13 protein-coding genes are annotated in these 22,658 nt (G+C 74.7%); 5 read left to right on the top strand and 8 right to left on the bottom strand.

Annotated elements, in window-relative coordinates; all coding sequences use genetic code 11:
- Positions 1–2: 2 nt before the first annotated feature.
- From ACZ6JY_RS39535 to ku, 7 genes are all read right to left on the bottom strand, one after another.
- Positions 3–4,088, bottom strand: coding sequence for a non-ribosomal peptide synthetase (locus tag ACZ6JY_RS39535; protein WP_469204269.1), 4,086 nt, complete (start codon positions 4,086–4,088; stop codon positions 3–5).
- Complete coding sequence (locus ACZ6JY_RS39530; RefSeq protein WP_469204267.1) at positions 4,085–8,968, bottom strand: amino acid adenylation domain-containing protein; 4,884 nt, start codon at positions 8,966–8,968, stop codon at positions 4,085–4,087. The genes ACZ6JY_RS39535 and ACZ6JY_RS39530 overlap by 4 nt, the downstream gene beginning before the upstream one ends.
- Entirely contained in the window at positions 8,965–10,044 is a 1,080-nt protein-coding gene (locus ACZ6JY_RS39525) for a MupA/Atu3671 family FMN-dependent luciferase-like monooxygenase (RefSeq protein WP_469204265.1), read from the bottom strand. The genes ACZ6JY_RS39530 and ACZ6JY_RS39525 overlap by 4 nt, the downstream gene beginning before the upstream one ends.
- Positions 10,029–13,718, bottom strand: coding sequence for an amino acid adenylation domain-containing protein (locus tag ACZ6JY_RS39520; protein WP_469204263.1), 3,690 nt, complete (start codon positions 13,716–13,718; stop codon positions 10,029–10,031). The genes ACZ6JY_RS39525 and ACZ6JY_RS39520 overlap by 16 nt, the downstream gene beginning before the upstream one ends.
- Positions 13,711–15,069: an MFS transporter gene (locus tag ACZ6JY_RS39515; protein WP_469204261.1), complete on the bottom strand. Its 1,359-nt coding sequence runs from the start codon at positions 15,067–15,069 to the stop codon at positions 13,711–13,713. Before ACZ6JY_RS39515 ends, ACZ6JY_RS39520 begins: the two co-directional genes overlap by 8 nt.
- 94 nt (positions 15,070–15,163) lie before the next feature.
- On the bottom strand, positions 15,164–15,370 hold the full coding sequence (locus ACZ6JY_RS39510) for an MbtH family protein (protein ID WP_469204259.1): 207 nt from the start codon (positions 15,368–15,370) through the stop codon (positions 15,164–15,166).
- Between the two features lie 266 nt (positions 15,371–15,636).
- Positions 15,637–16,806 (bottom strand): non-homologous end joining protein Ku, encoded by a 1,170-nt coding sequence (gene ku, locus ACZ6JY_RS39505; protein WP_469204257.1) that lies wholly within the window; start codon positions 16,804–16,806, stop codon positions 15,637–15,639.
- A gap of 88 nt (positions 16,807–16,894) precedes the next feature.
- Here ku and ligD point away from each other — a divergent pair, with 88 nt between their 5' ends.
- From ligD to ACZ6JY_RS39490, 3 genes are all read left to right on the top strand, one after another.
- Complete coding sequence (ligD, locus tag ACZ6JY_RS39500; protein WP_469204255.1) at positions 16,895–17,794, top strand: non-homologous end-joining DNA ligase; 900 nt, start codon at positions 16,895–16,897, stop codon at positions 17,792–17,794.
- Positions 17,791–18,678 (top strand): ATP-dependent DNA ligase, encoded by an 888-nt coding sequence (locus tag ACZ6JY_RS39495; protein WP_469204253.1) that lies wholly within the window; start codon positions 17,791–17,793, stop codon positions 18,676–18,678. The genes ligD and ACZ6JY_RS39495 overlap by 4 nt, the downstream gene beginning before the upstream one ends.
- A 124-nt stretch (positions 18,679–18,802) precedes the next feature.
- Positions 18,803–19,231, top strand: a complete 429-nt coding sequence (locus tag ACZ6JY_RS39490; RefSeq protein WP_469204251.1) for a nuclear transport factor 2 family protein — start codon at positions 18,803–18,805, stop codon at positions 19,229–19,231.
- A gap of 26 nt (positions 19,232–19,257) precedes the next feature.
- Here ACZ6JY_RS39490 and ACZ6JY_RS39485 read toward each other — a convergent pair whose 3' ends face one another.
- Entirely contained in the window at positions 19,258–20,067 is an 810-nt protein-coding gene (locus ACZ6JY_RS39485) for a nuclease-related domain-containing protein (protein ID WP_469204249.1), read from the bottom strand.
- Positions 20,068–20,399: 332 nt separating this feature from the next.
- Between ACZ6JY_RS39485 and ACZ6JY_RS39480 the strand changes: the two genes are divergently transcribed.
- On the top strand, positions 20,400–21,146 hold the full coding sequence (locus ACZ6JY_RS39480) for a hypothetical protein (RefSeq protein WP_469204247.1): 747 nt from the start codon (positions 20,400–20,402) through the stop codon (positions 21,144–21,146).
- A complete protein-coding gene (locus ACZ6JY_RS39475) occupies positions 21,143–22,540 on the top strand; it encodes an ATP-binding protein (protein WP_469204245.1) in 1,398 nt (465 codons plus the stop codon). Before ACZ6JY_RS39480 ends, ACZ6JY_RS39475 begins: the two co-directional genes overlap by 4 nt.
- Positions 22,541–22,658: the final 118 nt, after the last annotated feature.

Raw genomic sequence — 22,658 nt, 5'->3', positions numbered from 1 at the left:
TCTCACTCTCCCTGGAGGGGGACTCTGGGGCCCTGCGGGAGGGCGGCTTCGACGGCGGTTTCCAGCGCCTCGGCGATCTGTGCGGCGGGGGCCGGGTCGAGTACCTCCGCGTGGGCGCAGGCCAGTTCGTGGACCTCCACCGCCGCGGCGGCCCGGCGCCAGGCCGCCGCCTTGGTGCCGGTCGGGACGGCTTCCGGGTCACGGGTGGCGGCGAAGAGGGTGACCGTGCCGTCGTAGGGGGACGGGATCCAGCTCCGGCCCAGCTCCACGTGGCGGGCGATGGCCCCGGCCAGGGCGGTGAGGCGTTGCTCGCCCAGGCCGTCCAGCGCGGCGCCCTCCTCGCGGAGGATGCGCCTCGCCTCCTCCTTCACCACGGCATCGGCGAGCGGGGTGCGCGCCGTCTCCAGCGGCTTCGGCATGGCGTCCACCACGGCGAGCAGCGCGACCTCCTCGCCGGACGCCCGCAGCAGGACCGCCATCTCGTGTGCCACGGGGCCGCCGAAGGAGCGCCCTAGGAGGAGGTAGGGGCCGTGCGGCTGGACCGCCCTGACGCGAGCCAGGTAGGCGGCCGCCAGTTCCTGCACTTCCGCGGGGAGCGCGCCGCCGGTCCCCGACAGTGCCGGTGCCTGGAGGGCGTGGACGGGGCGGGACGGGTGCAGGTGCGGCAGCAGGGCTTTGTACGCCCAGCTCACGCCGAGCCCGGGGTGCACGCAGAACAGCGGGGTACGGTCGCCTCCCGCGCGCAGGGTGAGCAGCGGGGCCAGGCTGTCCTCCCCCGCGGGGGAGGAGCCGTCCAGGCGGGCGATGAGTCCGGCGGGGGTCGGCGCCGCGAAGAGCTCGGCCACGGGGACGCGTACTCCCCAGGCCGCCTCGATCCTGTCCGCCAGGCGCAGCGCGCTCAGCGAGTGTCCTCCGGACGCGAAGAAGTCCGTGTCGGGGCCGGTCTCCGCGAGGCCGAGCACCTCGCCGAACAGCGCGCACAGCTCCTTCTCGCGGACGGTGCCCGGGGCGCGCGAGGCCTGCTCGGCGACGGCCGGTTCGGGCAGTGCGGCCCGGTCGGCCTTGCCGTGGGCGGTGACCGGTACGGCGTCGACGCGCACCCAGGCGGTGGGCAGAAGGTGCGCGGGAAGCAGCCGCGCGGCAGCGGCCCGGACGCCGTCCAGCGGGTCAGCGGCTTGAACGCCGGCCCCCCGGAGCTGACCCGGGAGGCCGGTGGCATCCCGTGACCGGCTCGACGGCTCGGACGCCGAGTCCGTGGCCTCCCGCGTCCGCTCCAGGCCGCCGGAAGCCGGGACCGCGGCTGCCCGCGCCCCCTCCAGCGGGTCGCCGGAGTTCCCTCCCGCCGTCAGCACCACCCACGTCACGAGGCGGCTGCCGCCGCCCGGTGCGGGTCTCGCGGCCACTACCGCTCGGGTCACCCCGGGGCAGGACTCCAGGGCCGCCTCCACCTCCGCGGGTTCGACGCGGAAGCCGCGGATCTTCACCTGGTCGTCCGCGCGGCCCGCGAAAGTGAGGCTGCCGTCGGGGTTCCGGCGTGCCAGGTCCCCGGTGCGGTACATGCGGGCGCCGGGTTCCCCGTACGGGTCGGCGACGAAGCGTTCGGCGGTGGCCGCGGGGCGGCCGAGGTAGCCGTGGGCGAGTCCCGCTCCCGCGAGGTAGACCTCCCCCGCGCAGCCGTCGGGCACCGGGCGGAGCCGTGCGTCGAGCACGTGGGCGCGGGTGCCGTCCAGGGGCGTGCCGATCGGCAGCGGGCCGCTCGGCAGGGGGCTCGGGACGCGGTGGGCCGTGGCGAACACCGTGGCCTCGGTGGGGCCGTAGCCGTTCACCACGGCCGTGCCAGGGCAGGCGTTCCTGACGCGGCGCACGGCTTCGGGGTCCACCACGTCGCCGCCGGTCCACACCTCGCGCACGCCTCGCAGCGCCTCGGGCGCCAACTCCGCGACGGTGCGAAACAGTTCGGCCGTGAGCCACAGGGCCGTGACGCCCCGCTCGGGCAGGACGCGGGCGAGAAGGGCGGGGGTCACGGGCTCATCGGGGCAGACGACCACCGTGCCGCCGGTCAGGAGCGGGACCCACACCTCGTAGGTGGCGGCGTCGAAGGTGTGCGGGCTGTGCAGCAGCACGCGACGGTGCGGGCCGCCTCTGGGACCACTTTCCGGTACGGGACCAGCGTCCAGTACGGGATCGGCCCCCGGTACGGGTCCGGCGCCCCCGAAGCGGCTGTCCGCCGCCAGGTCCGCGATGGCCCGCTGTGGGACCACGACCCCCTTGGGCTCGCCGCTCGACCCGGAGGTGTACATCACGCAGGCCGGGGATTCGGGGTGCGCGTGGTCCCCGAGGCACGCTGCCGCTGCCGCCTCCGGCGATCCAGCGGTCAGGTCGAAGTGGCGTACGCCCGGCGGGAGTTCCGTCGTCGGCTCCCCGCGGCTCACCACGACGCTCGCCGACGCCGACTCCAGCAGCCGCCGCAACCGCTCCCCCGGCTGCGCCGGATCCAGCGGCAGCCAGCACGCCCCCGCCTTGAGTACCGCGAGCTGGGCGACGATCAGGGACGGCGAGCGGGGCAGGAGCAGGGCGACCGTGGAGCCGGGCGTGACGCCCGCCGCGACGAGCCGCCGGGCCACCACGTCCGACTCGGCGTCGAGACCCGCGTACGTGAGGACCTCGCCACCGCTCTCGACGGCGGGCGCGTCCGGGGTACGGGCGACCCGGGCGGCGAACCGCCCGGTCACCGTGGCGGGCCCGGGCACCACAGCCGCCGGGGCACCGGCCGAACGTGCGAGCAGCTCGCGGTGCTCGTCGTCCGGGAGTACGTCGATGCGGTCGACCGGCGTGGCCGGGTCGCCCGCGAGCCCCTCGAAGGCGCGGACCACGCGGGCCGTGACCGCCGCCGCGGAGAGCCCGTACCGGCAGCCCACGGCGAGCAGCATCCGCTCCCCGGCGACGACGGCCAGCGTCACGGGGTAGTGCGTGGCGTCGCGGACATCCCGTACGCGCACGGCGTACGGGTCGTCCGGCGGCTCCTCGGCGCCGCGCGGGAAGTTCTCGAAGGCGAGCACCGAGTCGAAGAGCTCCCCCGCGCCCGCACCGCCGGGCAGGCCTCGCCGTATCTCCGCGAGGCGCACGTGGTGGTACGGGACGAGCCGTGACTGCTCGTCCTGGACGCGGGCGAGGAGTTCCCCGGCGGTCTCCCCCTCGCGCAGCCGTATCCGCACCGGCAGCGTGTTGATGAAGAGGCCCACCATCTCCCCGGCGCCGGGGAGGTCGTGCGGGCGGCCCGAGACGACCCCGCCGAAGACGAGGTCACGGCCGCCGGTCAGCCGGGCGAGTACCAGGGCCCAGGCGGCCTGCGTGAGGGTGTTGAGCGTGACCCCCGCTTCGGCGGCGCGCCGGGTGAGGGCGGCGGTCAGCTCGGCGCTGAGGCGCAGCCTGCACGTGTCGGGCTCCGCGGTGTCGTCCTGGTCGCGGGGCACGAGTGGCGCCGGTCGCGCCAGGCCCGCGAGGGCGTCGCGCCAGGCCGCCTCGGCGCGGCCCTGGTCCTGGCGGCTCAGCCAGAGGGCGTAGCCGCGGTAGGGCACGGCGGGCGGCAGGGTCCGCCCGGTGACCAGCGCCGCGAGGTCGCGTTCGATGACGGGGACGGACCAGCCGTCGAGCAGGATGTGGTGGAAGGTGAGGACGAGTTCGGCCCCGTCAGCGTGGCGCAGGAACAGGGCGCGGACCAGCGGCGGGCGCGCCAGGTCGAAGCGGCGGACGCGGTCCTCGGTGAGCAGTTCGTCGGTCCTGGCCGCCGCGTCGGCCGATGGCAGCGTTGTCAGGTCGGCCTCCGTCCAGGGCAGCGTGACCGCGTGCGGGATGACCTGCACCGGGCGGTCGAGGCGTGCGTGCCGGAAGCAGGCGCGGAGGTTCGGGTGCCGCTCCAGGAGGGCGGCGAGCGCGGTGCGCAGCGCGCTCGCCGTGACCGCGGGGCCGACGCGGAACCGGGCCTGGACCAGGTACGGGTCGGGGCCCTCCGCGTCCCGTACGGCGTGGAAGAGCAGGCCCTCCTGTACGGGGGTGAGCGGCAGGACGTCCGCGATGCGCCCGCTCATCGCCCGCCCTCCGCGGGGGTCCCGAAGCTACCCGGGCCATCCAACCCGTCCAGCCCGTCCAATCCGCCCTCCAGCAGCGCGAGTTGCTCCGCCGACAGGTCCACCAGCGGGAAGTCGGACGGAGTGGCGCCGACCGGGCCGCCCTCCTTGGTCTCGCGCGCCAGCAGGGCGAGGGCCTCGCGCCATTGGCCGGCGAGTTCGCGTACCTCGTCCTTGGCGAGGACCCCCTCCGCGTACGAGAAGGTCGCCTCAAGGAGGAGCCCGTCGGGGCCGTCCTTGGCGAGGGCGTCGATCTCCAGGGCGTGGGCAAGCGGCACGGCGCCGGGGCCCCCGTCCAGGAGTTCGCCGCCCGCCGCGTCGCCCGCGGTGAGCCGGCCGAGGTAGTTGAAGCGGACGTCGGGCACCGGGAGTGCGGCCAGCTCCGCCGCCGTCCCGGGGTTGAGGTGGCGCAGGAGGCCCCAGCCGATGCCGCCGTTCGGCACCGACCTCAGCCGTTCCTTCACCGCCTTCAGCACCTCGCCCGCCGGGGTCTCCCCCGGCCGCCCGGCGTCGAGCAGGACCGGGTACTGCGTGGTGAACCAGCCGACCGTCCGGGAGATGTCCGTGGGCACGGACAGGGCCTCCCTGCCATGGCCTTCGAGGTGGACGAGCAGGCCCGTGCCCGCGCCCCGGTGGCGTACGGCCGCCGAGGCGAGCGCGGAGAGCAGCACCGCGTCGGGGCCGCAGTTGTAGGCGGCGGGCAGTGCCGTGAGCGCGGCCTCGGTGAGGTCGGCGGGCAGTTCGACGGTGAGGGTCGCGCGGCGGGCCCCGGCGCCCTGCCCCTCGGCGATCCTGGCGTCGGCGGCGTCCGCGAGGGCCGTGCGCCACCAGTCGAGTTCAGCGGTGAGCTCGGGCCGCTCGGACTCCTCGGCGAGGAGCAGCGCCCACCGGTGGAAGGAGGTGCCGGGGGCAGCCGACGCGGAGCCAGGGGCGGCCGATACAGAGCCGGAGGCAGCCGACGCGGAGGCGGAGGCGACCGATACGGCCCCGGAGGCAGCCGACGCAGAGCCGGAAGCGACCGATACGGCCCCGGAGGCAGCCGACGCAGAGCCGGAAGCGACCGATACGGCCCCGGAGGCAGCCGACGCAGAGCCGGAAGCGGCCGACGCGGAGCCGCCGCCGGGAAGCGTTTCGGTGGGCTCGGCGAGCGTGGCGGCCAGCTCCGGCCCGATCACCCGCCACGAGACCCCGTCGACCGCCAGGTGGTGCAGGGTCAGCAGGAGCAGGCCCGCACGGTCAGGACCCGCGTTCAGCCAGACCGCCCGCATCATCTCGCCGTCCTCGGGCGCGAGGCGCGTCCTGGCCGCGAGCTGCCGTGCCCTCGCCAGGGCGTCGCCGTCGGCGGGGACCTCGACGCGCACGAGTCCGGCCCCTGCCGGTACCGCCCGCGCCACCTCGGCCTGGAGGTCCGGCGCGAGGAGCCGCATCCGGAGCACCCCGTGCCGCTCCGCGAGGCCGCGCACGGCCGCCTCGACGCGCGCCGGGGCCGTGCCGGACGGCACGGGGAACACCATGGACTGCGTGAACGCCCAGGCGTCGCCGCCCTGGCCGAGCCACCACCGCATCACGGGCGTGAGCGGGAAGCGGCCGACTCCGGGGTCCGCGGCGTCCGGGCCCGCGCCGGCCGACGTGCGCGCGTGGACCGCCAGTTGGGCGGGGGTGCGCAGCGTGAACACGTCGCGCGGGGCGAGGACGAGCCCGGCCGCCGAGGCCTGTCCGGTGAGCTGGATGGCCATGATGCTGTCGCCGCCGAGCCGGAAGAAGTCGTCGTCGGCGCCCACCTCCGGGACGCCGAGTACCTGCTCGAACAGGCCGCACAGCTCCTTCTCGCGGGCGGATACGGGTGCCCGTGACGCCGTGGCGGCACGGGGTGCGGGGAGAGCCGCCCGGTCGAGCTTGCCGCTGCGGGTCAGGGGGATCTCCGTCAGCTCCACGACGTCCGACGGCACCATGTGGGCGGGCAGCCGGGTCGCCGCGTACGCGAGGAGGCCGTTGGGGTCGACGGTGTGGCCGGGGGCGGGGACCGCGTAGCCGGTGAGCTGCGGTCGACCCGCCCCGTCGGCTCGGACGGCGGCCACGGCACGGGCCACCGAGGGGTGCCCGGCGAGGACCGCGGCGATCTCGCCCGGCTCGACGCGCAGGCCGCGCAGCTTGACCTGCTCGTCGGTGCGGGCCAGGTAGTGCAGGGTGCCGTCGTCGTCGCGGTACGCCAGGTCGCCCGTGCGGTACATGCGGGAGCCGGGGGCGCCGTACGGGTCGGCGACGAAGCGCTCGGCGGTCGCGGCGGGGCGGTTCAGATAGCCGCGGGCCAGGCCCGCCGAGGCAAGGTACAGCTCGCCCGCGACGCCGGTCGGCACGGGGCGCAGCCGCTCGTCAAGGACGTGCACGGCGGTGCCCGCGACGGGGGTGCCGATGGGCGGTGCGGTGCCGTCGCCGTCGAGCGGGCCCGAGAGGGTCGCGGCGACGGTGGCCTCGGTGGGCCCGTAGGCGTTGTGGAAGCGGCGGCCGCCGACGGCCCAGCGTCTCACCAGGTCGGGCGGGCAGGCCTCCGCGCCGACCGCGAGCACGCGCAGCGCCGGGTAGGGGCCGTCGGGCACGCTCGCGAGGACGGAGGGCGGCACCATGGCGCAGGAGATCCGCCGCTCGGCGATGACCCGGCCGAGCCCGTCACCGGCGAGGGGCCCCGGCGGCGGCACGACGAGGGTGCCGCCGGGTCCGAAGGCCATGCACATCTCGGCCACGGAGATGTCGAACGCCGGTGAGCCGAGCTGGAGGACCCGCGCGCCGGCGTCCAGCGCGAAGCGCTGCACGAGGCTGTGCGTGAGCGCGGCGACCCCGGCGTGGGTGACGACGACGCCCTTGGGGGTGCCGGTGGAGCCGGAGGTGTGGATGACGTAGGCGGGCCGGTCCGGCGCGCACGGCGTGTCCCGCAGGGGCTCGCCTTCGTAGGCCCCCTGGTCGAGGACCAGGCGCGGCACGTCCGCCTCGGGCAGGACCTCCGCCGCGCCGGTGACGAGCAGCACGGGCGCCGCGTCGTCCAGCGCCGCGCGCAGGCGTTCGGCCGGGTAGTCGGGGTCGAGCGGCAGGTACGCGGCGCCCGCCCGTTGCACGGCGAGCGCGGCCACCGCGAACTCCGCGCCGCGGCCGAGGGCGAGCGCCACGGTCCGCTCCGGGCCCGCGCCACGTCGGGCGAGCAGCCCCGCGAGGCGGTCCACGCGGCCGTTCAGTGCGGCGTACGTGAGGCGCAGCCCGTCGGCTTCGACGGCGGGCGCGTCGGGGGTGCGGGCGGCGTGCCGGGCGACGGTGTCCGGCAGCGACTCGGCTGCGGGGGCGGCCGGGCCCCGCGCCAGGGCGAGCAGGCGGCCGCGTTCGGCCCCGGGGACCATGTCGAGGTCGCGCAGGAGCGCGGCCGGGTCGGCGGTGACCTGCCCGAGCAGGGCGAGGTAGCTGTCCGCCCAGCGGGTGACGGCCTCGGGCGAGAAGAGGTCCGTGCGGATCTCGAAGCTGCCGTCCATGCCGTCGCCGCTGTCGCGGACCACGCCGACGAGGTCGTGCTCGCCACCGGTGTGGATGCGCTCGGGCTCGGCGAACTCCCGTACGGCCGAGACGCTGGGCTGCTCCGTGAGGTGCATGAACACCCACTGGAACAGCGGGGAGCGGCCCGCGCTGCGTTCGGGGGCCGCGGCCGAGACGATGCGGCCCACCGGCAGGTCGGCGTTGGCCATCAGGCCGGGGAAGTCGGTGCCGAAGCGGGCGAGGACGTCCGCGAAGGAGTCGTCCCGGGCGATGCGCCAGCGGGTCGGCACGGCGTTCATCACGTACCCGATGACGTGTTCGAGGCCCTTGGCGGAGCGGTTCGCGACGGGGGTGCCGAGCACCAGGTCGTCGGCGCCGGACACGCGGTGCGCGAGGACCGCGAAGGCCGTCATCAGGACGACGTACACCGAGGCGCCGCGCTCGCGGGCCAGCGCGCGGACCGCCCGCGTGGTCTCCGCGTCGACGCGGAAGCGGATCTGGACGATGCCGTCCTCGCCGGCGTCCGGGCTGCCGTGGCCGGGCACGGTCAGCGGGCCAGGCGGCTCTGCGAGGTAGCGGCGCCAGAAGTCGAGGCGGGCGCCGAAGACCCCGGCGGCCTCCAGCTCGCCCTGCCAGGAGGCGAAGTCGGCGTACTGGATCGCCGGGCGGCTCAGCTTCGGCTCGGTGCCGTCGCGGACGGCGCGGTACGCCTCGGCGAACTCCGTCTGGAGGACGTCGAAGGACCACCAGTCGGTGATGATGTGGTGCAGGCTCAGCATCAGCGTCGTACGTGAGTCGTCGACGCGTACGAAACGGCCCCTGATCAGGCGTTCGGCGCCGAGGTCGAAGGGGCGGCGGCGGAAGGCGCGGAAGGCCTGACCGATGGTGGTGCCGGTGCCGCGCAGGTCCTCGCGCTCCAGGACGAAGGGGCCCTCGTCGGGGAAGTCGACGTGCGGGGCGTCCGCCGTGCCGGAGATCCGGGTGCGCAGGATGTCGTGGTGGCGCTGGACCAGGGTGAGCGCGGCCTCCAGGTGGGCCGGGTCGACCGGGCCGCGCGCCGCGTCGAAGTGGTAGGCGCAGCAGAGGTTGAGGGCCGGGGTGCCGGGATACAGCGACTCGTACACCCACAGGTCCCGCTGGGCGGGGCTGAGCGGCACCGCGCCCCCGGCGTCGCGCGGCGGCACGGCCGCGGGGATCTCCCCGGCCCGCCCCGCGTCGACGAGACGGCGCATCAGCCGCACCCGCTGCTCACCGCTGAGGGCACCGAAGCGTTCGGCCATGGAGGGCCGGCCGGGGGTCGGGGGCTGGTTCGGGGGCGGGGTCACAGTGCTGCCTCTTTCAGCTCGGCGAGGCGGTGCAGCCCCGCGAGTACCTCGTCGCGTCCGATGCCGAAGTCGATGAAGCAGGCCACCTCGTCGACGCCCAGGTCGCGCAGGTCGGCCAGCATCTTGGCGCAGTGGCCGGGCGAGCCGAGCAGGCTGCCCCAGGTCAGATAGCGGCGGTAGGCGAACTCGGCGAGCATCGCGTTCTGTTCGTCCGTCAGCTCCGCGCCCTCACCGGCTTTCGCGGCCCGGTTGGCGGCGGTCTGCCGCAGGTAGGAGCCGAGGTACGCCTTGAGGGGCCCGGCGGCGAGGCGGTGCACCTCGGCGTCGTCCGCGCCGACGTAGGTGTGCGCCATCAGCGTGACGCGGCCGTGCGCGTCGGTGCCCGCCTGGTCGGGGGCGGCGGCGCAGGCCGCGCGGTAGCGGGCGATCTTCTCGGCCAGCTCGTCCCTGCTCTGCCCGACGGTCGCGCCGAGCACCCCGGCGCGCAGCCGCCCGGCCGCCTCCCAGGTCTCGGGGTTGCCGGACGTGGTGATCCACAGCGGCAGCTCGCGCTGCACGGGCCGGGGCTGCGGGACGACGCGGACCGGCTGCCCGGTGCCGTCCGGGTACTCGCCGGGCTCGCCCGCCCACAGGCGCCGCAGCTCGGGGACGGTCCGCAGGGTGCGCTCCCTGCGGTCCTCGTAGTGGCCGGGGGCGAGGGTGAAGTCGGCGGAGTGCCAGCCGGTGGCGACGGAGAGGCCGACCCTGCCGTGCGAGAGGTTGTCGACGACCGCCCAGTCCTCGGCGACCTTCAGCGGATGGTGCAGGGGCAGGACGACGCTGCCCGCGCGGATGCCGATGCGCTCGGTGGCGACGGCGAGGGCGGCGCCGAGCACGGGCGGGCTGGGGAAGACCTGGCCGACCTGCTGGAAGTGGCGCTCGGGGGTCCAGATGGCGTGGAAGCCGAGGCGGTCGGCGGTACGGGCGACGGTGAGGATGTCCTCGTACGCCTGCGCGTGGCCCCCTGTCCCCGCTTCCGGAGCGGTCCCCGGCGCGGCGCCGCTGTCCGCGCCGAAGAACATCACGCTGAGGTCCACGGTCTCTCCTCCTGCTGCCTGCTGAGGTGGCTCTGCTGGTCCTGCTGCCGGGGCACGCGCGGGCGCCGGGGTATGGGGGCCGGGGCGGGCGCGGCCGTGGCGGGGGCGCGCTCCAGTTCGGCCGCGAGGGCGGCGACGGTGGGGGCGGCGAAGAGCTGCGCTGCCGTCGCGGTCCGTGCGGCGGTGGTGAGCCGGGCCGCGACACGCACCGCGCGCAGCGAGTTGCCGCCCAGGGCGAAGAAGTCGTCGGTACGGCCCACTTCGGGTACGCCGAGGACGTCGCGCCAGACGGCGGCGATCTCGCGCTCCAGCGGGGTGAGGGGTCCGCTGCCCGGCGTCTTCCCCGTCGCCGCCGCCGTTGCCGGTCCGGCGATCACGTCGCTCTCGTCCGCCGCACGCGGCGGTCCGGTGGTGATCAGCTCCGAGAGCCGTGTGTCCGGTGCGGCGGCGGCCGTCTCCAGGGCCTGGGGCAGCGCGTCCGCGAGCCACGTCACGAAGCGCTCCTCCAGGGTGTCGGAGCGGTACTCGAAGGTGAACGTCAGGCCCTCCGGGACGCCGCCTGGCCCGGTCGCCTCGGTGACGTCCACGAGGAGTTCGAAGCGGGCCTCGCCGGTGCGCACCACCTCGACCCCGGCGTCGGCCCCGGGCAGGCCGACCTCGGCGCGCGCGTTGTTCTGGAGGGCGAGGACGACGTCCGTGAACGGCTGCCTGCCGGGTGTCCGCGCCGGGTTGAGCGCGCTCACCACGTCCTCGAAGGGCACGTCCTGGTGGGCGAAGGCGCCGAGGTCGGCCTCCTTCACCCGGGCGAGCGCCTGCCGCGCGCCGGGGTCACCCGAGAGGTCGGTGCGCAGCACGAGCATGTTCACGAAGAACCCGACGGCGTCCTCGACGCCGCCGTCCCCCGCGCGCCCGGCCACCGGCGCGCCGATCGCGAGGTCCTCGCCCGCGCCCGCCCGTACGAGGGCCGCGGCGAGGGCGGTGTGCAGGGCCATGAAGAGGGTGGCGCCCTGGGCGCGGGCGGCGTCGAGCAGCCGGGCGTGGGCCCGCGCGTCCAGCCGCCGCACGACGGTGGCCGCGGCCTGGCCGGGCGTGGAGGGGCGGTCCGGGCGCCTGGGGAGGAGGGGGCCGCCGGGGGCGAGCCCGCCCAGCAGGTCCCGCCAGTACGGGATCTGTCGCGCCGCGAGGGAATTCGGGTCGGCCGGTGTGCCGATGCGGTCCGCCTGGCGGCGGGCGTGCTCGGCGTACGGGACGGGGAGGGGCGGCAGGACCGGCTGTGCCGGGGCCGGGCCGACCGGGCCCGGGCCCGCCGGGGGCGCGGTGGTGCGTGCCTGGTAGGCGTGTGTGAGGTCGCGGAAGAGCGGGGCCAAGGACCAGCCGTCCCCCGCGATGTGGTGCACCAGGACGAGGAGCGCGTGCTCGCCGGGCCGCTCGCGCACGCCGAACAGGGTCGCGCGGAGCGGCGGTTCACCCCGCAGGTCGAAGCGGTGCCGGGCGGCGTCGCGTACCGCCGCACCCAATTCGTCCTGCGGGGCGGATACTTGACGGAACGGCGGCCGGGCCTCGGCGCCGGACAGTACGCGCCGCACCGGGGCGCCGTCCACCTCGTCGAAGACGGTACGCAGGACCTCGTGCCGCTCGGCCACGTCACCCAGCGCGTCGGCGAGGGCGTCCGCGTCGACCGGGCCCCGCAGCCGCACCAGCATGGGCAGGTTGTACGCGACTCCGGCGCCGAGCCGGTCGAGGAACCAGAGGCGGTGCTGGGCGGGCGAGACGGGCAACGGGGCCGCGGCGTCCGTACGCTCGCGCGGCGGGGGTCCGGGGGCCCTGGGCGTCTTGCCCGCCTTGGCCGCCGCCTCGACGTGCGGGGCGAGCGCGGCGGGGGTGGGCGCGTCGAAGAGCGTACGCAGGTCCAGCTCGGCGCCCAGCGTGGCGCTGACGCGGCCGAGGACCCGCGCGGCCAGCAGGGAGTGGCCGCCCAGGGCGAAGAAGTCGTCGCCGGCGCCGACCTCCGTGACGTGCAGGACGTCGGCGAACAGGGCGCACAGCGCGCGGACCGTCTCGCCGTCGGCGGCGGTCGTGGCCGTGGTCCTCGGCGTCGGGGCACGTGGCGGCTCGGGGAGCGCGGCGCGGTCGAGTTTGCCGCTCGGGGTCAGCGGCAGGGCGTCCAGGACCACGAAGGCCGCGGGCACCAGGTACTCGGCGAGCTCCCGCTCCGCGTGGGCCCGGAGTCGGGCTTGCGAGGGCGGCCGGGTGCGGTCACCACGGTCGCCGCCGGGCACCACGTACGCGACGAGCTGCCGCTCCCCGTCCGCGTCGGCGCGGGCGGCCACCACGGCGGCGCGGTCGACCGCGGGGTGGCGGGTGAGCGCGGCCTCGACCTCGCCCGGCTCCACGCGGAAACCGCGGATCTTGACCTGGTCGTCGGCACGGCCGAGGTACTCGAAGACTCCGTCGGGGCGGCGGCGGGCCAGGTCGCCCGTGCGGTAGAGGCGTTCGCCGCCGGCTCCGGAGGGTGCGGCCACGAAGCGTTCGGCGGTGCGGGTGGCGTCGCAGTAGCCGCGGGCGACGCCCTCCCCGGCGGCGTACAGCTCGCCCCGCTCGCCGTCGGGGACCGGCCGCAGCTTTTCGTCGAGCACGTGGAGGCGCTTGCCGTTCAGCGGCGTGCCGATCGGCACGGGACGGCCGTCGCGGACGTCCTCCGGGGTGATCCGGTGGACGGTGAGGAAGACCATGCACTCGACGGGACCGTAGCCGTTGCTCAGCCGGAGGCCGGGCTGCCGCTCCAGGGCACGGGCCACGTGCGGGGGCGACAGCGCCTCGCCGCCGACGATCAGCTCGCGCAGCCCGGCGATGGCCTGGGGGTACTCGTCGACGATGACGTTGAAGAGTGACCCGGACAGGTACATCGACGTCACGCCGTGCGCCGCGACGAGCCGCGCGATCACGACGGGGTCGGGGCGCCGCCCCGGGTGCAGTACGCAGGTGCCGCCGCCGAGCAGCGGCCCCCACAGCTCCATCGCGAACGCGTCCCACGACACGGGCGCGCACTGGAGCCAGACCGCGCCGGGACCGAACGAGGCGAAGCCCTGACCGCTCAACGTGCCGGTCACGGCCCGGTGCGGAGCGACGATGCCCTTGGGCCGCCCGGTGGACCCGGAGGTGAACATCACACAGGCCACATCACCACCGCCCACACAGACGGCACCACGGGGCAGCGGGGCCGCCTGGGCGGCGTCTTCTACGGGGATGACGGCGGGGGTGGCCTCAACGCCGGGCAAGGCTTCGGCGTCGGCCAAGGCTTCGGTGGCGGGCAAGGCTTCGGGATCGGGCGCCGCTTTGGTCCACCACCGTGGCATCGCGTCACGCCGGGCCAGGACCGTCGTCACGCGCGCGTCCGCCGCCATGCCGCGCAGCCGGGCCGCCGGGAAGCCGGGGTCGAGCATCACGTACCCGGCCCCTGCCTTGAGCGTGCCGAGGACCGCCACGGCCAGCTCCGTGGAGCGCTCCAGGTAGACGCCCACGGTGTCCCCGCGCGTCACGCCGCGCGCCACGAGGAGACCGGCCAGCCGGGCCGCCGCCGCGTCGAGTTCGGCGTAACTCAGCCGTTCGTCCCCGTACACCAGGGCGGTCGCGCCAGGTGTCCGTACCGCCTGCTCCTCGAAGAGCTCATGCACGCACCGCGTCGTCATCCTTCTCACCGCCGCCCTTGGATTCCGGCTCGTCCGGCTCATCCGGCTCACCTGGGGTGTCGTCGATGTCCGGCAGCAGTACGTCGATGTCCCTGATCGAACGGCTCGCCAGCCCCCACAGCGCCACCGCGAGCCCCGCGACGCCCGCGAGGAAGAGCATCCCGGCCATGCCGCTGCCGGGACCGTCGCCGAACAGCGGGCCGATGAGCGCGAAGACACCGGACCCGTCGGCGGCCTGCGGCTCGAAGACGTGGTCGGCCAGCGGCCCGGAGACCGCCGTGGCGAGCGGCACGGAGATCTGCGACAGGAACATGACGGCGCCGAAGACCCGGCCCTGCCACTCGTAATCCACCTTCGTCTGCACGATGGCCTGCATGGAGGCGTTGACGAGCGTCATGAGCAGCGATCCGAGCAGCATGGCCGCGCACCAGCCGGCGACGCCGCCGACCAGGGACATGCCGAGCTGCGCGGTCAGGCACATGCCGACGATGCCGAGCATCATGCCCCGGCCCCGGTTCTTCGGCCCGCCCCAGGCGGCCATGAGCAGGCCGCCGACGACACCGCCGACACCGATCGCGCTGTTCACGGCGGCGAGCGCGCCGTTGCCCGACTTGAGGAGCACCATGGGCTGGATGACGGCGAAGCCGAAGACCATGACGAGGTTGACCGTGCAGAAGTTGACGGTCATGTCGCGCAGGCTCGGCTGCCGGAAGAGGTAGCGCAGGCCGTCGACGGCCTCCTTGGTGATCCTCGTACGGGGCGCCCCGGCACCCTCGGGGATCTTGTCGCCCCTCATGCGCACGATGCGTACGCCGATGAGCGCGAAGGCATAGCTGACCAGGTCGATGACGAGGACGGCGCCGATGCCGGAGACGGCGACCATGATGCCGCCGAGCGCGGGGCCGCAGATGCCCGCGGCGCTCCTGGCCCCGGCCAGCAGACCGTTGGCGCGCCCCAGTTGGTCCTTGCGCACCAGGAGGGGCACGGCGGCGGTGAGCGCCGGCAGCTGGAAGGCCGCGGAGATGCCGAGGAGGACGGTGGCCGGATAGACCTGCCACGGTTCGAGCCCGCCGCCGAAGAAGTGGACGAAGGCGAGGATGCCGACGGTGAGGAGTCCGCCCACGTCGGCGATCTGGAGAGCCGACCGTTTGCGGATGCGGTCGATTATCGCGCCTGCGAACGGGCTGAACAGCGCCTGTGGAAGCAGGGCGCAGAGAGACAGCGCGGTGACGGCGGTCGCCTGCTCTCCCGTGGACCAGACCTCGATAATGAAAGCGAATCTGAGAACGGCGCTTCCGACCAGTGAGACGGCCTGTCCCGACCAGACGAGCAGCAAGGGTCCCGCGTCACTGAAACGCCCTGGCTGCCCCTTTTCGCCTCCGCCTGCCATCGATTTCGCTTTTCGGCCCGCTCCGGCGCGTGCGGTCACGTCAGGAGCCGGATATCAGGCTCGCCGGACGCATGTCCGTCCAGTTTTGCTCCACATAAGCCAGCGAATCGGCCCGTGAACTCGCCTCTTGTGCCACATTCCAGCCCGCCGGCACGTCGAGGTGCGCGGGCCACAGGGTGTGCTGGTTCTCGCCATTGACGAGCACCAGATATCGGCCACCCTCATCTTCGAATGGATTCCCCGCCATTTACCTTAAACCCCCCGGTAATCCCAAAGAATCCCTTTGTGTCCGCAGGAATCCTTGCGCGGAAGACGTAATTCCATCAAGGCTTTGTGACATTGATCACAGGGTGGAGGAGGGGGAGAGTGTGTGATTTGTACGAATTAAGTTACGGGTCAAATCCGGCCCGCCCCACGCCTCACCCGTGGCAGCCCTTGTCACCGCGTCCCTCGCTTTGCAGTTTGCCGTTCCGAGTCAACCGCGGGGCGGAGTGCCCCGGGTTCTCGGCGGCATCACGCCGAGGTGCGGCGCTTGGCGGCACTCTTCTTCGCCGGAGCCGCGCCCTTTCCGGTCGCCTTCTTTCCGGATGCTTTCTTGGCGGTGGTTTTCCTGGCGGAGGCACCTTTGGCGGAGGCGTCTTCGGCCGGGGCGTCTTTGGTGGGAGCGTCTTTGGCGGCGGCCTTGCTCCCGGCGGCCGCCGTCTTGCGGGCGGTGGTCTTGCTCGCAGCCTTCCCGGCCGAGGCGGACGCCTTACCGGCAGGCGCGGAGGCAGCCGCCTTCCCCGCAGCCGCCCCCTTGGCGGAAGCCGTCTTCTTGGCGCGCCGTGCCGGAAGCCGGGTCACCTCCGCGACCGAGCCGCCCTCCCGGGTCTCCCCGGATCCACCGCCCCCGCCGCCGCCGCCCTGGGCCGAACGCGCCGCCCGGACGCTGTTCTCCAGGGCGGCCATCAGGTCGATGACCTTGCCGCCGTCCGCGTCGGCGGCGGGGGCCCGCTCCGTCGTCGTACCGCCCTGCGCCTTCACGGCGACGAGCTCCTCGACCGCCGCGCGGTAGTCGTCGTGGAGCGTGGCGATGTCGACCTCGCCGAGGGTGTCCATCAAGGCGTCCGCCAGGTCGAGTTCGGCGTCGCGGACCGTGACGCGGGCGTCGGGCGCCGCCCCTTCCGGCTGCCGGATCTCGTCGGGCCACAGCAGCCCGTGCATGGCGATCACGTCGTCGACCACGCGCAGCATGCCGAGCCGCTCGCGGCCCCGGAGCGCGTATCGCGCGAGGGCGACCTTGTTGCTCCGTTTGAGTGCCTCGCGCAGCAGCGTGTACGGCTTGGTGGCGGGCACCCCGTTGGCCGAGAGGTAGTACGCGGTGTCCATCTGGAGCGGGTCGACGCGGTCCGCGGGGACGAACGCGACGATCTCGATGGTCTTGGCCGTGGGGATCGGCAGCGCTGCCAGGTCCTCGTCCGTGATCGGGATGATCGAGCCGTCCGCGTCCTGGTAGCCCTTGCCGATCTCCGCCGACGTCACCTCGCGGTCCTCCGCCTCGCACACCTTGCGGTAGCGGATGCGGCCGCCGTCCTCCGCGTGGACCTGGCGGAAGGAGACCGAGTGGTTCTCGGTGGCGTTCACCAGCTTGATGGGGATGCTGACCAGACCGAAGGAGATCGCGCCGTTCCAGATCGACCGCACGTCCGGCACCTCTCATTCCACGTCGAGTGGTTGGTCCTGATTAACGCGGTTCATATGGGTTCTGCACGTTTTGTGCGACTCTCATCGTATGACGCCGATCACAGAGGTGGAGGGGCGAAGGCTCTCGCTCAGCAACCTGGACAAGGTCATCTATCCCGCGAGCGGCTTCACCAAGGGCGAGGTGCTGCACTACTACGCGGCCACGGCCGAGGTCCTCCTCCCCCACCTCCGCGACCGCCCCGTCTCCTTCCTGCGCTACCCCGACGGACCCGACGGGCAGAGCTTCTTCGCCAAGAACGTGCCGCCGGGCGCCCCCGACTGGCTGCCGACCGCCGAGGTGCCGCGCTCGGCCGGCAACACCCGCCAGGTCCTCGTGCAGGACCTGGCCTCGCTGATGTGGGCGGCCAACACGGTGACGGAGTTCCACACCCCGCAGTGGCGGGCCGACGCGCCCGCTCGGGCCGACCGGCTCGTGTTCGACCTGGACCCGGGCCCCCCGGCCACGATCGTGGAGTGCTGCCGGGCCGCGCTCTGGCTGCGCGACCGGCTGCGGGCCGACCGGTTCAACGTGTACGCGAAGACGTCCGGGAGCAAGGGCCTCCATCTGCTCGTACCGCTGAGACCGACGCCCTCGGAACGGGTCACCGCGTACGCGAAGGCCCTCGCCGTCGAGGCCGAGCAGGAGCTCCCGGAGCTCGTCGTGCACCGCATGACGCGCAGCCTGCGCCCGGGCAAGGTCTTCGTCGACTTCAGCCAGAACGCCGCCGCCAAGACGACCGCCACCCCCTACACGCTGCGGGCCCGCCGGGAGCCGACCGTCTCCGCGCCCGTGACCTGGGAGGAGGTCGAGGCGTGCGAGGAGCCGGGGCAGCTCCTCTTCACCGCGGGGGACATCGCGCCCCGCGTCGCCGAGCACGGCGGCGACCTGCTGGCCCCCCTCTTCGACCGCAGGCGGGCCAGGGCGCTGCCCGGGGGGAGCGCGCGGTGACCCTGCGGCAGCCCGTACGGGTCGCCCTGGCGGAAGGCGTGACCGCGCTGCCCGAGGGGGACGGCTGGGCCTACGAGCCCAAGTTCGACGGCCACCGCATGGTCGTCCTCCTGGACGAGGCGGGGCAGGTGACGCTCCAGGCCCGCTCCGGACGGAACGTCACCGCGGCCTTCCCCGACCTGGAGCGCGCCGCGGCCCGGCTGACCGCGGGCACGGTCCTCGACGGCGAGGTCGTGGTCTGGTCCGGCGGGCGCATCGACTTCGCCGCCGTGCAGCAGCGGGCGGCGGCGACCCCCATGCGCGCGGGCGTCCTCGCGCGCACCCTGCCCGCCTCGTACGCGGCCTTCGACCTTCTGGCGGAGGGCGGCGAGGACTGCCGCCGCCTGCCGTACGAGGAGCGGCGCGCACGCCTCGTACGGCTGCTCGCGCCCTGGGGGCCGCCGCTCCAGGCGGTCCCGTCCACGACCGACCGCGATCTGGCCCTGACCTGGTACGAGACGCTGCCGGCGACCGGCGTCGAGGGGCTTGTGGTGAAGCGGCTCGACGGGGCGTACCGCAGCGGCACGCGCGCGTGGCTGAAGCTGCGGCACAGCGACACCCGGGACGCCGTGGTGATCGGCTGCACCGGAAGCCCCGCGCGGCCCCAGGCCCTGGTCCTCGCCCTGCCCGGCGACGGCACCCCCGTGGTGTCCTCGCCGCTCTCCCCGGCGGTGCGCTCGGAGGCCGCCAGGGCGCTGCCGGACCCGGTGGGCGAGGGGACGGCCACGGCGGTCGGCATCGGCGACGTCACGTATGCGGCGATGCCCGAGGAGCCGGTGGTGCTGGTCGAGGTCCGGCAGAACACCACGCGGCACGCGACGGCGGTCGTGGTCCGCTTCCGCTGAGGCGGGCCCCGGCGCACGGGGCGTGTGACCGGCATCACCCTTAATCAAGTTTGACTAGTGACCCCGCGAGGCATACCTTCTCTGTCAGTAGTCAAGCTTGACCACCCCGTACGAAGGAGACCGCATGACCGTTCTGCCCGAGACCGGATACGTCCCGACCGACGAGGACCGCGCGAGCCTGGACGCCTGGTTCGCCGAGTACGACGCGCACAGCGCGAAGCGCGATGTGGAGCGCATGGCCGACCTGGCCGTCTTCCCGCTCAACCTGGTCAGCGACGACTCCGCGGGCGACGGGCGGGCGGCGCAGTGGGACCGGGAGCAGTTCGTGCGGACGATGACGCACGTGATGGGGGACGGCAGCGCGGACATCACCTTCGAGTCCACCCGCACCCCCGTCTTCCTCTCCCCCGCGATGGCCGTCGTGTTCACCGACTCGGTGATGACGACGGACGAGGGGACGCAGCGTCTGCGGTACGCGGACATCCTGATCAGGCGCGGCGGCTCCTGGGCCTTCCAGACCATGATCCAGGGCGGCTGGGGGGACAACCTGTGAGCGTGAGCGGCGGCTGAGGCGGCGCCTCAGACGCGCCGCCAGGTGTGGCGGTCCCTGGCCAGGGCGTGCAGGGCCTCCACATCGGCCGGTTTCAGCTGGCCGCCGAGGCGGGCGAGGGAGGTCAGGTCGCCCTCCCGCAGCACCCGCATATCACGTGGCGGCGCCGCCACGTCCAGATCGGCGGTGCCCGTGCCCGCGAGCGCCAGGACGGGGCGGACCTCGGCCGTCAGCGCGAAGGAGGCGCGGCCCGCGTCGGAGCGGAGCGTGCGCAGCAGCGGGGCGGGCTCGCCCCGGCCGACGGTGACCATCGGGTCGGCGATGCGCACCCGGCGCCTGCGCACGGCGAGGGTGGCCACGCAGAACAGGCCGCCGGGGCCGATCAGCAGGTGGTGGATGCGGGCGCCGCCGGGCAGCGGCACCGAGTGCAGTACCCGCCAGCCCGCCCCTTCCAGCTCGTCGAGCGCCTCGCCGACCGCCCGCTCGGCGGTGAGCGCGCGGTGGCGGGCGTCGGAGCGCAGCTTGCGTGCGGGCAGGGCCTCGCGTTCCAGGGCGATGTGCAGCGCCTCGCCGGGGCGGTTGGGGGCGAGGTCGTCGTCCGGGTGGAGCGCGAGCCCGGCCATCTCGGCGGGGGTCGGCAGCGGCGGCGGGCCGGCCGTGACGTGGCCGGTCAGGAAGGGCGCGAGGGCCCGCAGGACGTCCTCTTCGCGGTCCGCGCCGATGAGGTTGACGCGGGACGAGTCACGGTCGTACCACGCCACGCTCCTGCCGTCCGCGCCAAGGACGTACAACCGCTCCTGCCCGTGCCGCCAGGCCGGTACGACGCGCAGTCCGCTCATGCCGCATCACCCCCGACCATGGGAACAGGCCGTGCGCCGCCGGGGCAAGAACCCGGCGGCGCACAGACGGAGTTGAGGCGTGTTCGCGCCGGGCCCGGCCGGGCGGGCGGTGCGCCGCTCCCGCCGCGGGAGGGCCGGCAGGTGGACAAGAGGGACTTCACCCCCAATAAGGTGTATGCGGCGAGCGCGTGACCCGCGTCGCGGCCGCTCACCCGCGGCGGCCGACGGCGGGCGGGCACCGCTCTGACACCATCGGCCTCTACGCCGGCCGGATGACGTGACGACAGGCCTGGTGCCACGAAAGGCCGCGCCGCGCGGCAGGCAGGAGTGCAGTGAACCGCAGCAGGACCGCGCTCGCCGCCGCCCTCGTCACCGCCGCCGTCCTGCTGGCCGGCGGCTGCGGCGATCCGGGCGATCTGCGCGGCGCCGGTCCCACGCCCACCGCCCAGGGCCCCACGCCCCTCTGGCCCGACCTGCCGCCGCCGTCCGCCCCCGCCGAGGACTACGGCGCCATAGAGGCGGTGAAGGTCAAGGGCATCGAGGTGCCCGGCGGCGACCTGCGCAAGGCGGACCCGGTGGACGTCGTCCGCGCGGACTTCGAGCAGAACCCGGGGACGTACGAGAACTCCGACACCGCGTACCGGAAGACCCTCGACCGGCTGGCGGACTGCGCCGCGGAGAGTTCCGGTACCCGGGAGCGGTGCCCGGTGCTCAAGGCGTACTACCGGGATCTGACCGGCGACGACAAGGACGACCTGATCGTCGGCGTCTCGATGCCCGACGACAATCTCGACGTCCGGGTGTACGCCGAGGAGGAGCGGCGGCTCACGCAGATCATGGAGATGAGCGACGCCGTGCTCGGGGTCGAGCTGGCCGGGCGTGACCTGATCATCCGCGCCGTCTCCAGCCTCGCGGGGTACGAGTACCACACGGTCTGGTCCTGGGACGCCCACCAGAAGGCGATGCTGCCGACGAGCGACGAGATCGTGCGGGCCCCGGAAGCGCCCCGCGCGCGGACGCCGCGCCCCTCCCCTTCCGTGAGCCCCGGCGCCACGCCGTCCGGGAGTGGCGGACGATGAGCCACCGGCAGCCGCGCGGGCCGCGGTTCCCCGCCTGGACGGCGTCGCTCACCTGGAAGGCCGCCGTCTTCATCACCGTCATGTGCTGTGCGCTCGCGGCGCTGCTCGGCGCGCTCGTGCACGTCTCGGTGACCGACCAGACCGTCGGCCAGGCGCGTGAGCGCGCGCTCTCGCGCCTCGAAGAGGTCACCGAGCGGTACGAGGCGGGCGACCGGCTCGGGCCCGGCGCGGGCATCGACCCGGCGGGGCTGCCGGAGCGGCTGCGGGACCTCGCGGTGGACGGCGACCGCGGCACGATGGTCGCCTCCCACGAGTCGCGGCCGACCGTGTGGGCCGCCGGGCCCGCGGACGGTGGCCGGGCGCTGGCCGTCCAGGTGGACTACGCGCAGGGCGCCCGCACCATCGACGGCCTCGACCGGGCGATCCTCGGCTCCTCCGTCCTGGCGATCGGCGCGACGCTGCTGGTCGGCGCGTTCGCCGTGACCCGCGTGACCCGGCGGCTGCATCTGACGGCGCAGGTCGCCAGGAAGATCAGCGGCGGGGATCTGGACGCCCGCGTCAACGACCTGCGCACCAAGGTGCCCGCACGCCGCCAGGACGAGGTCGCCGCGGTCGCCGGGGCGCTCGACACCATGGCCTCCTCGCTCCAGGGCAAACTCCTGAGCGAGCAGCGGTTCACCGCCGACGTGGCCCATGAGCTGCGTACGCCGCTGACCGGGCTGCACGCCGCGGCGGAGCTGCTGCCGCCGGGGCGGCCCACCGAGCTGGTGCGGGACCGGGTGGCCGCCCTGCGCACCCTGACCGAGGACCTCCTCGAAATCTCCCGGCTCGACGCGAGGAGCGAGCAGGTGGACCTCGACGCGCACCGGCTCGCTCCACTGGCGGAACGTGTGGTGCGGGGTTCCGGCGAGGGGGCGGAGCTGGTCGTCGTCCGTGACGTCACCGTGGAGACCGACCGGCGGCGCCTTGAGCGGGTCCTCGGCAATCTCGTCGCCAACGCCCGCAAACACGGACGGGCGCCGGTGCTCGTCTCGGTCGACGGGCCCGTGGTCACCGTGCGGGACCACGGCGACGGCTATCCGGACTACCTCGTGGAGCACGGCCCGCAGCGCTTCAGGACCGAGGGCACGACCCAGGGGCACGGCCTCGGTCTAACCATCGCGCTCGGCCAGGCCGGGGTCCTCGGCGCCCGGCTGACCTTCGCCAACGCGGCGGACGGCGGCGCCATCGCGACACTGCGGCTGCCCTACGAGGAGTCGGCCGCCGGGACGGGGGCCACCGAGGCGGGGGCCGCCGGGACGGGGGCCACCGAGGCGGGGGCCGCCGGGACGGGGGACGCCACGCCGGGCGGTCGGGGCGGTTCCGACGAGGACGGGCGTGACGGCGCGGCGTGAGCCTTTGCGCACACTCCGTGCCGCTTTTACTGTGAGTTGCGGCTTATGGGCAGTTTCCGAAGCCGCTCCCACCCGCGGCTCACGCGCACGCGCCGAAGGCCGCCCCGTTCGCTCCCCT

The sequence above is a fragment of the Streptomyces sp. NPDC046335 genome (genome assembly GCF_055587985.1).
Note: the sequence above shows the minus strand (reverse complement) of the source record. Positions and strands in the feature narration are given on the sequence as shown.

What these genes read in the sequence shown, in the direction of transcription:
- ACZ6JY_RS39475 (WP_469204245.1), top strand. Translation starts at nt 21,143, where the DNA reads ATGAGCCACCGGCAGCCGCGCGGGCCGCGGTTCCCCGCCTGGACGGCG.
- ligD (WP_469204255.1), top strand. Translation starts at nt 16,895, where the DNA reads ATGACGCCGATCACAGAGGTGGAGGGGCGAAGGCTCTCGCTCAGCAAC.
- ACZ6JY_RS39485 (WP_469204249.1), bottom strand. Translation starts at nt 20,067, where the DNA reads ATGAGCGGACTGCGCGTCGTACCGGCCTGGCGGCACGGGCAGGAGCGG.
- ACZ6JY_RS39510 (WP_469204259.1), bottom strand. Translation starts at nt 15,370, where the DNA reads ATGGCGGGGAATCCATTCGAAGATGAGGGTGGCCGATATCTGGTGCTC.
- ACZ6JY_RS39535 (WP_469204269.1), bottom strand. Translation starts at nt 4,088, where the DNA reads ATGAGCGGGCGCATCGCGGACGTCCTGCCGCTCACCCCCGTACAGGAG.
- ACZ6JY_RS39490 (WP_469204251.1), top strand. Translation starts at nt 18,803, where the DNA reads ATGACCGTTCTGCCCGAGACCGGATACGTCCCGACCGACGAGGACCGC.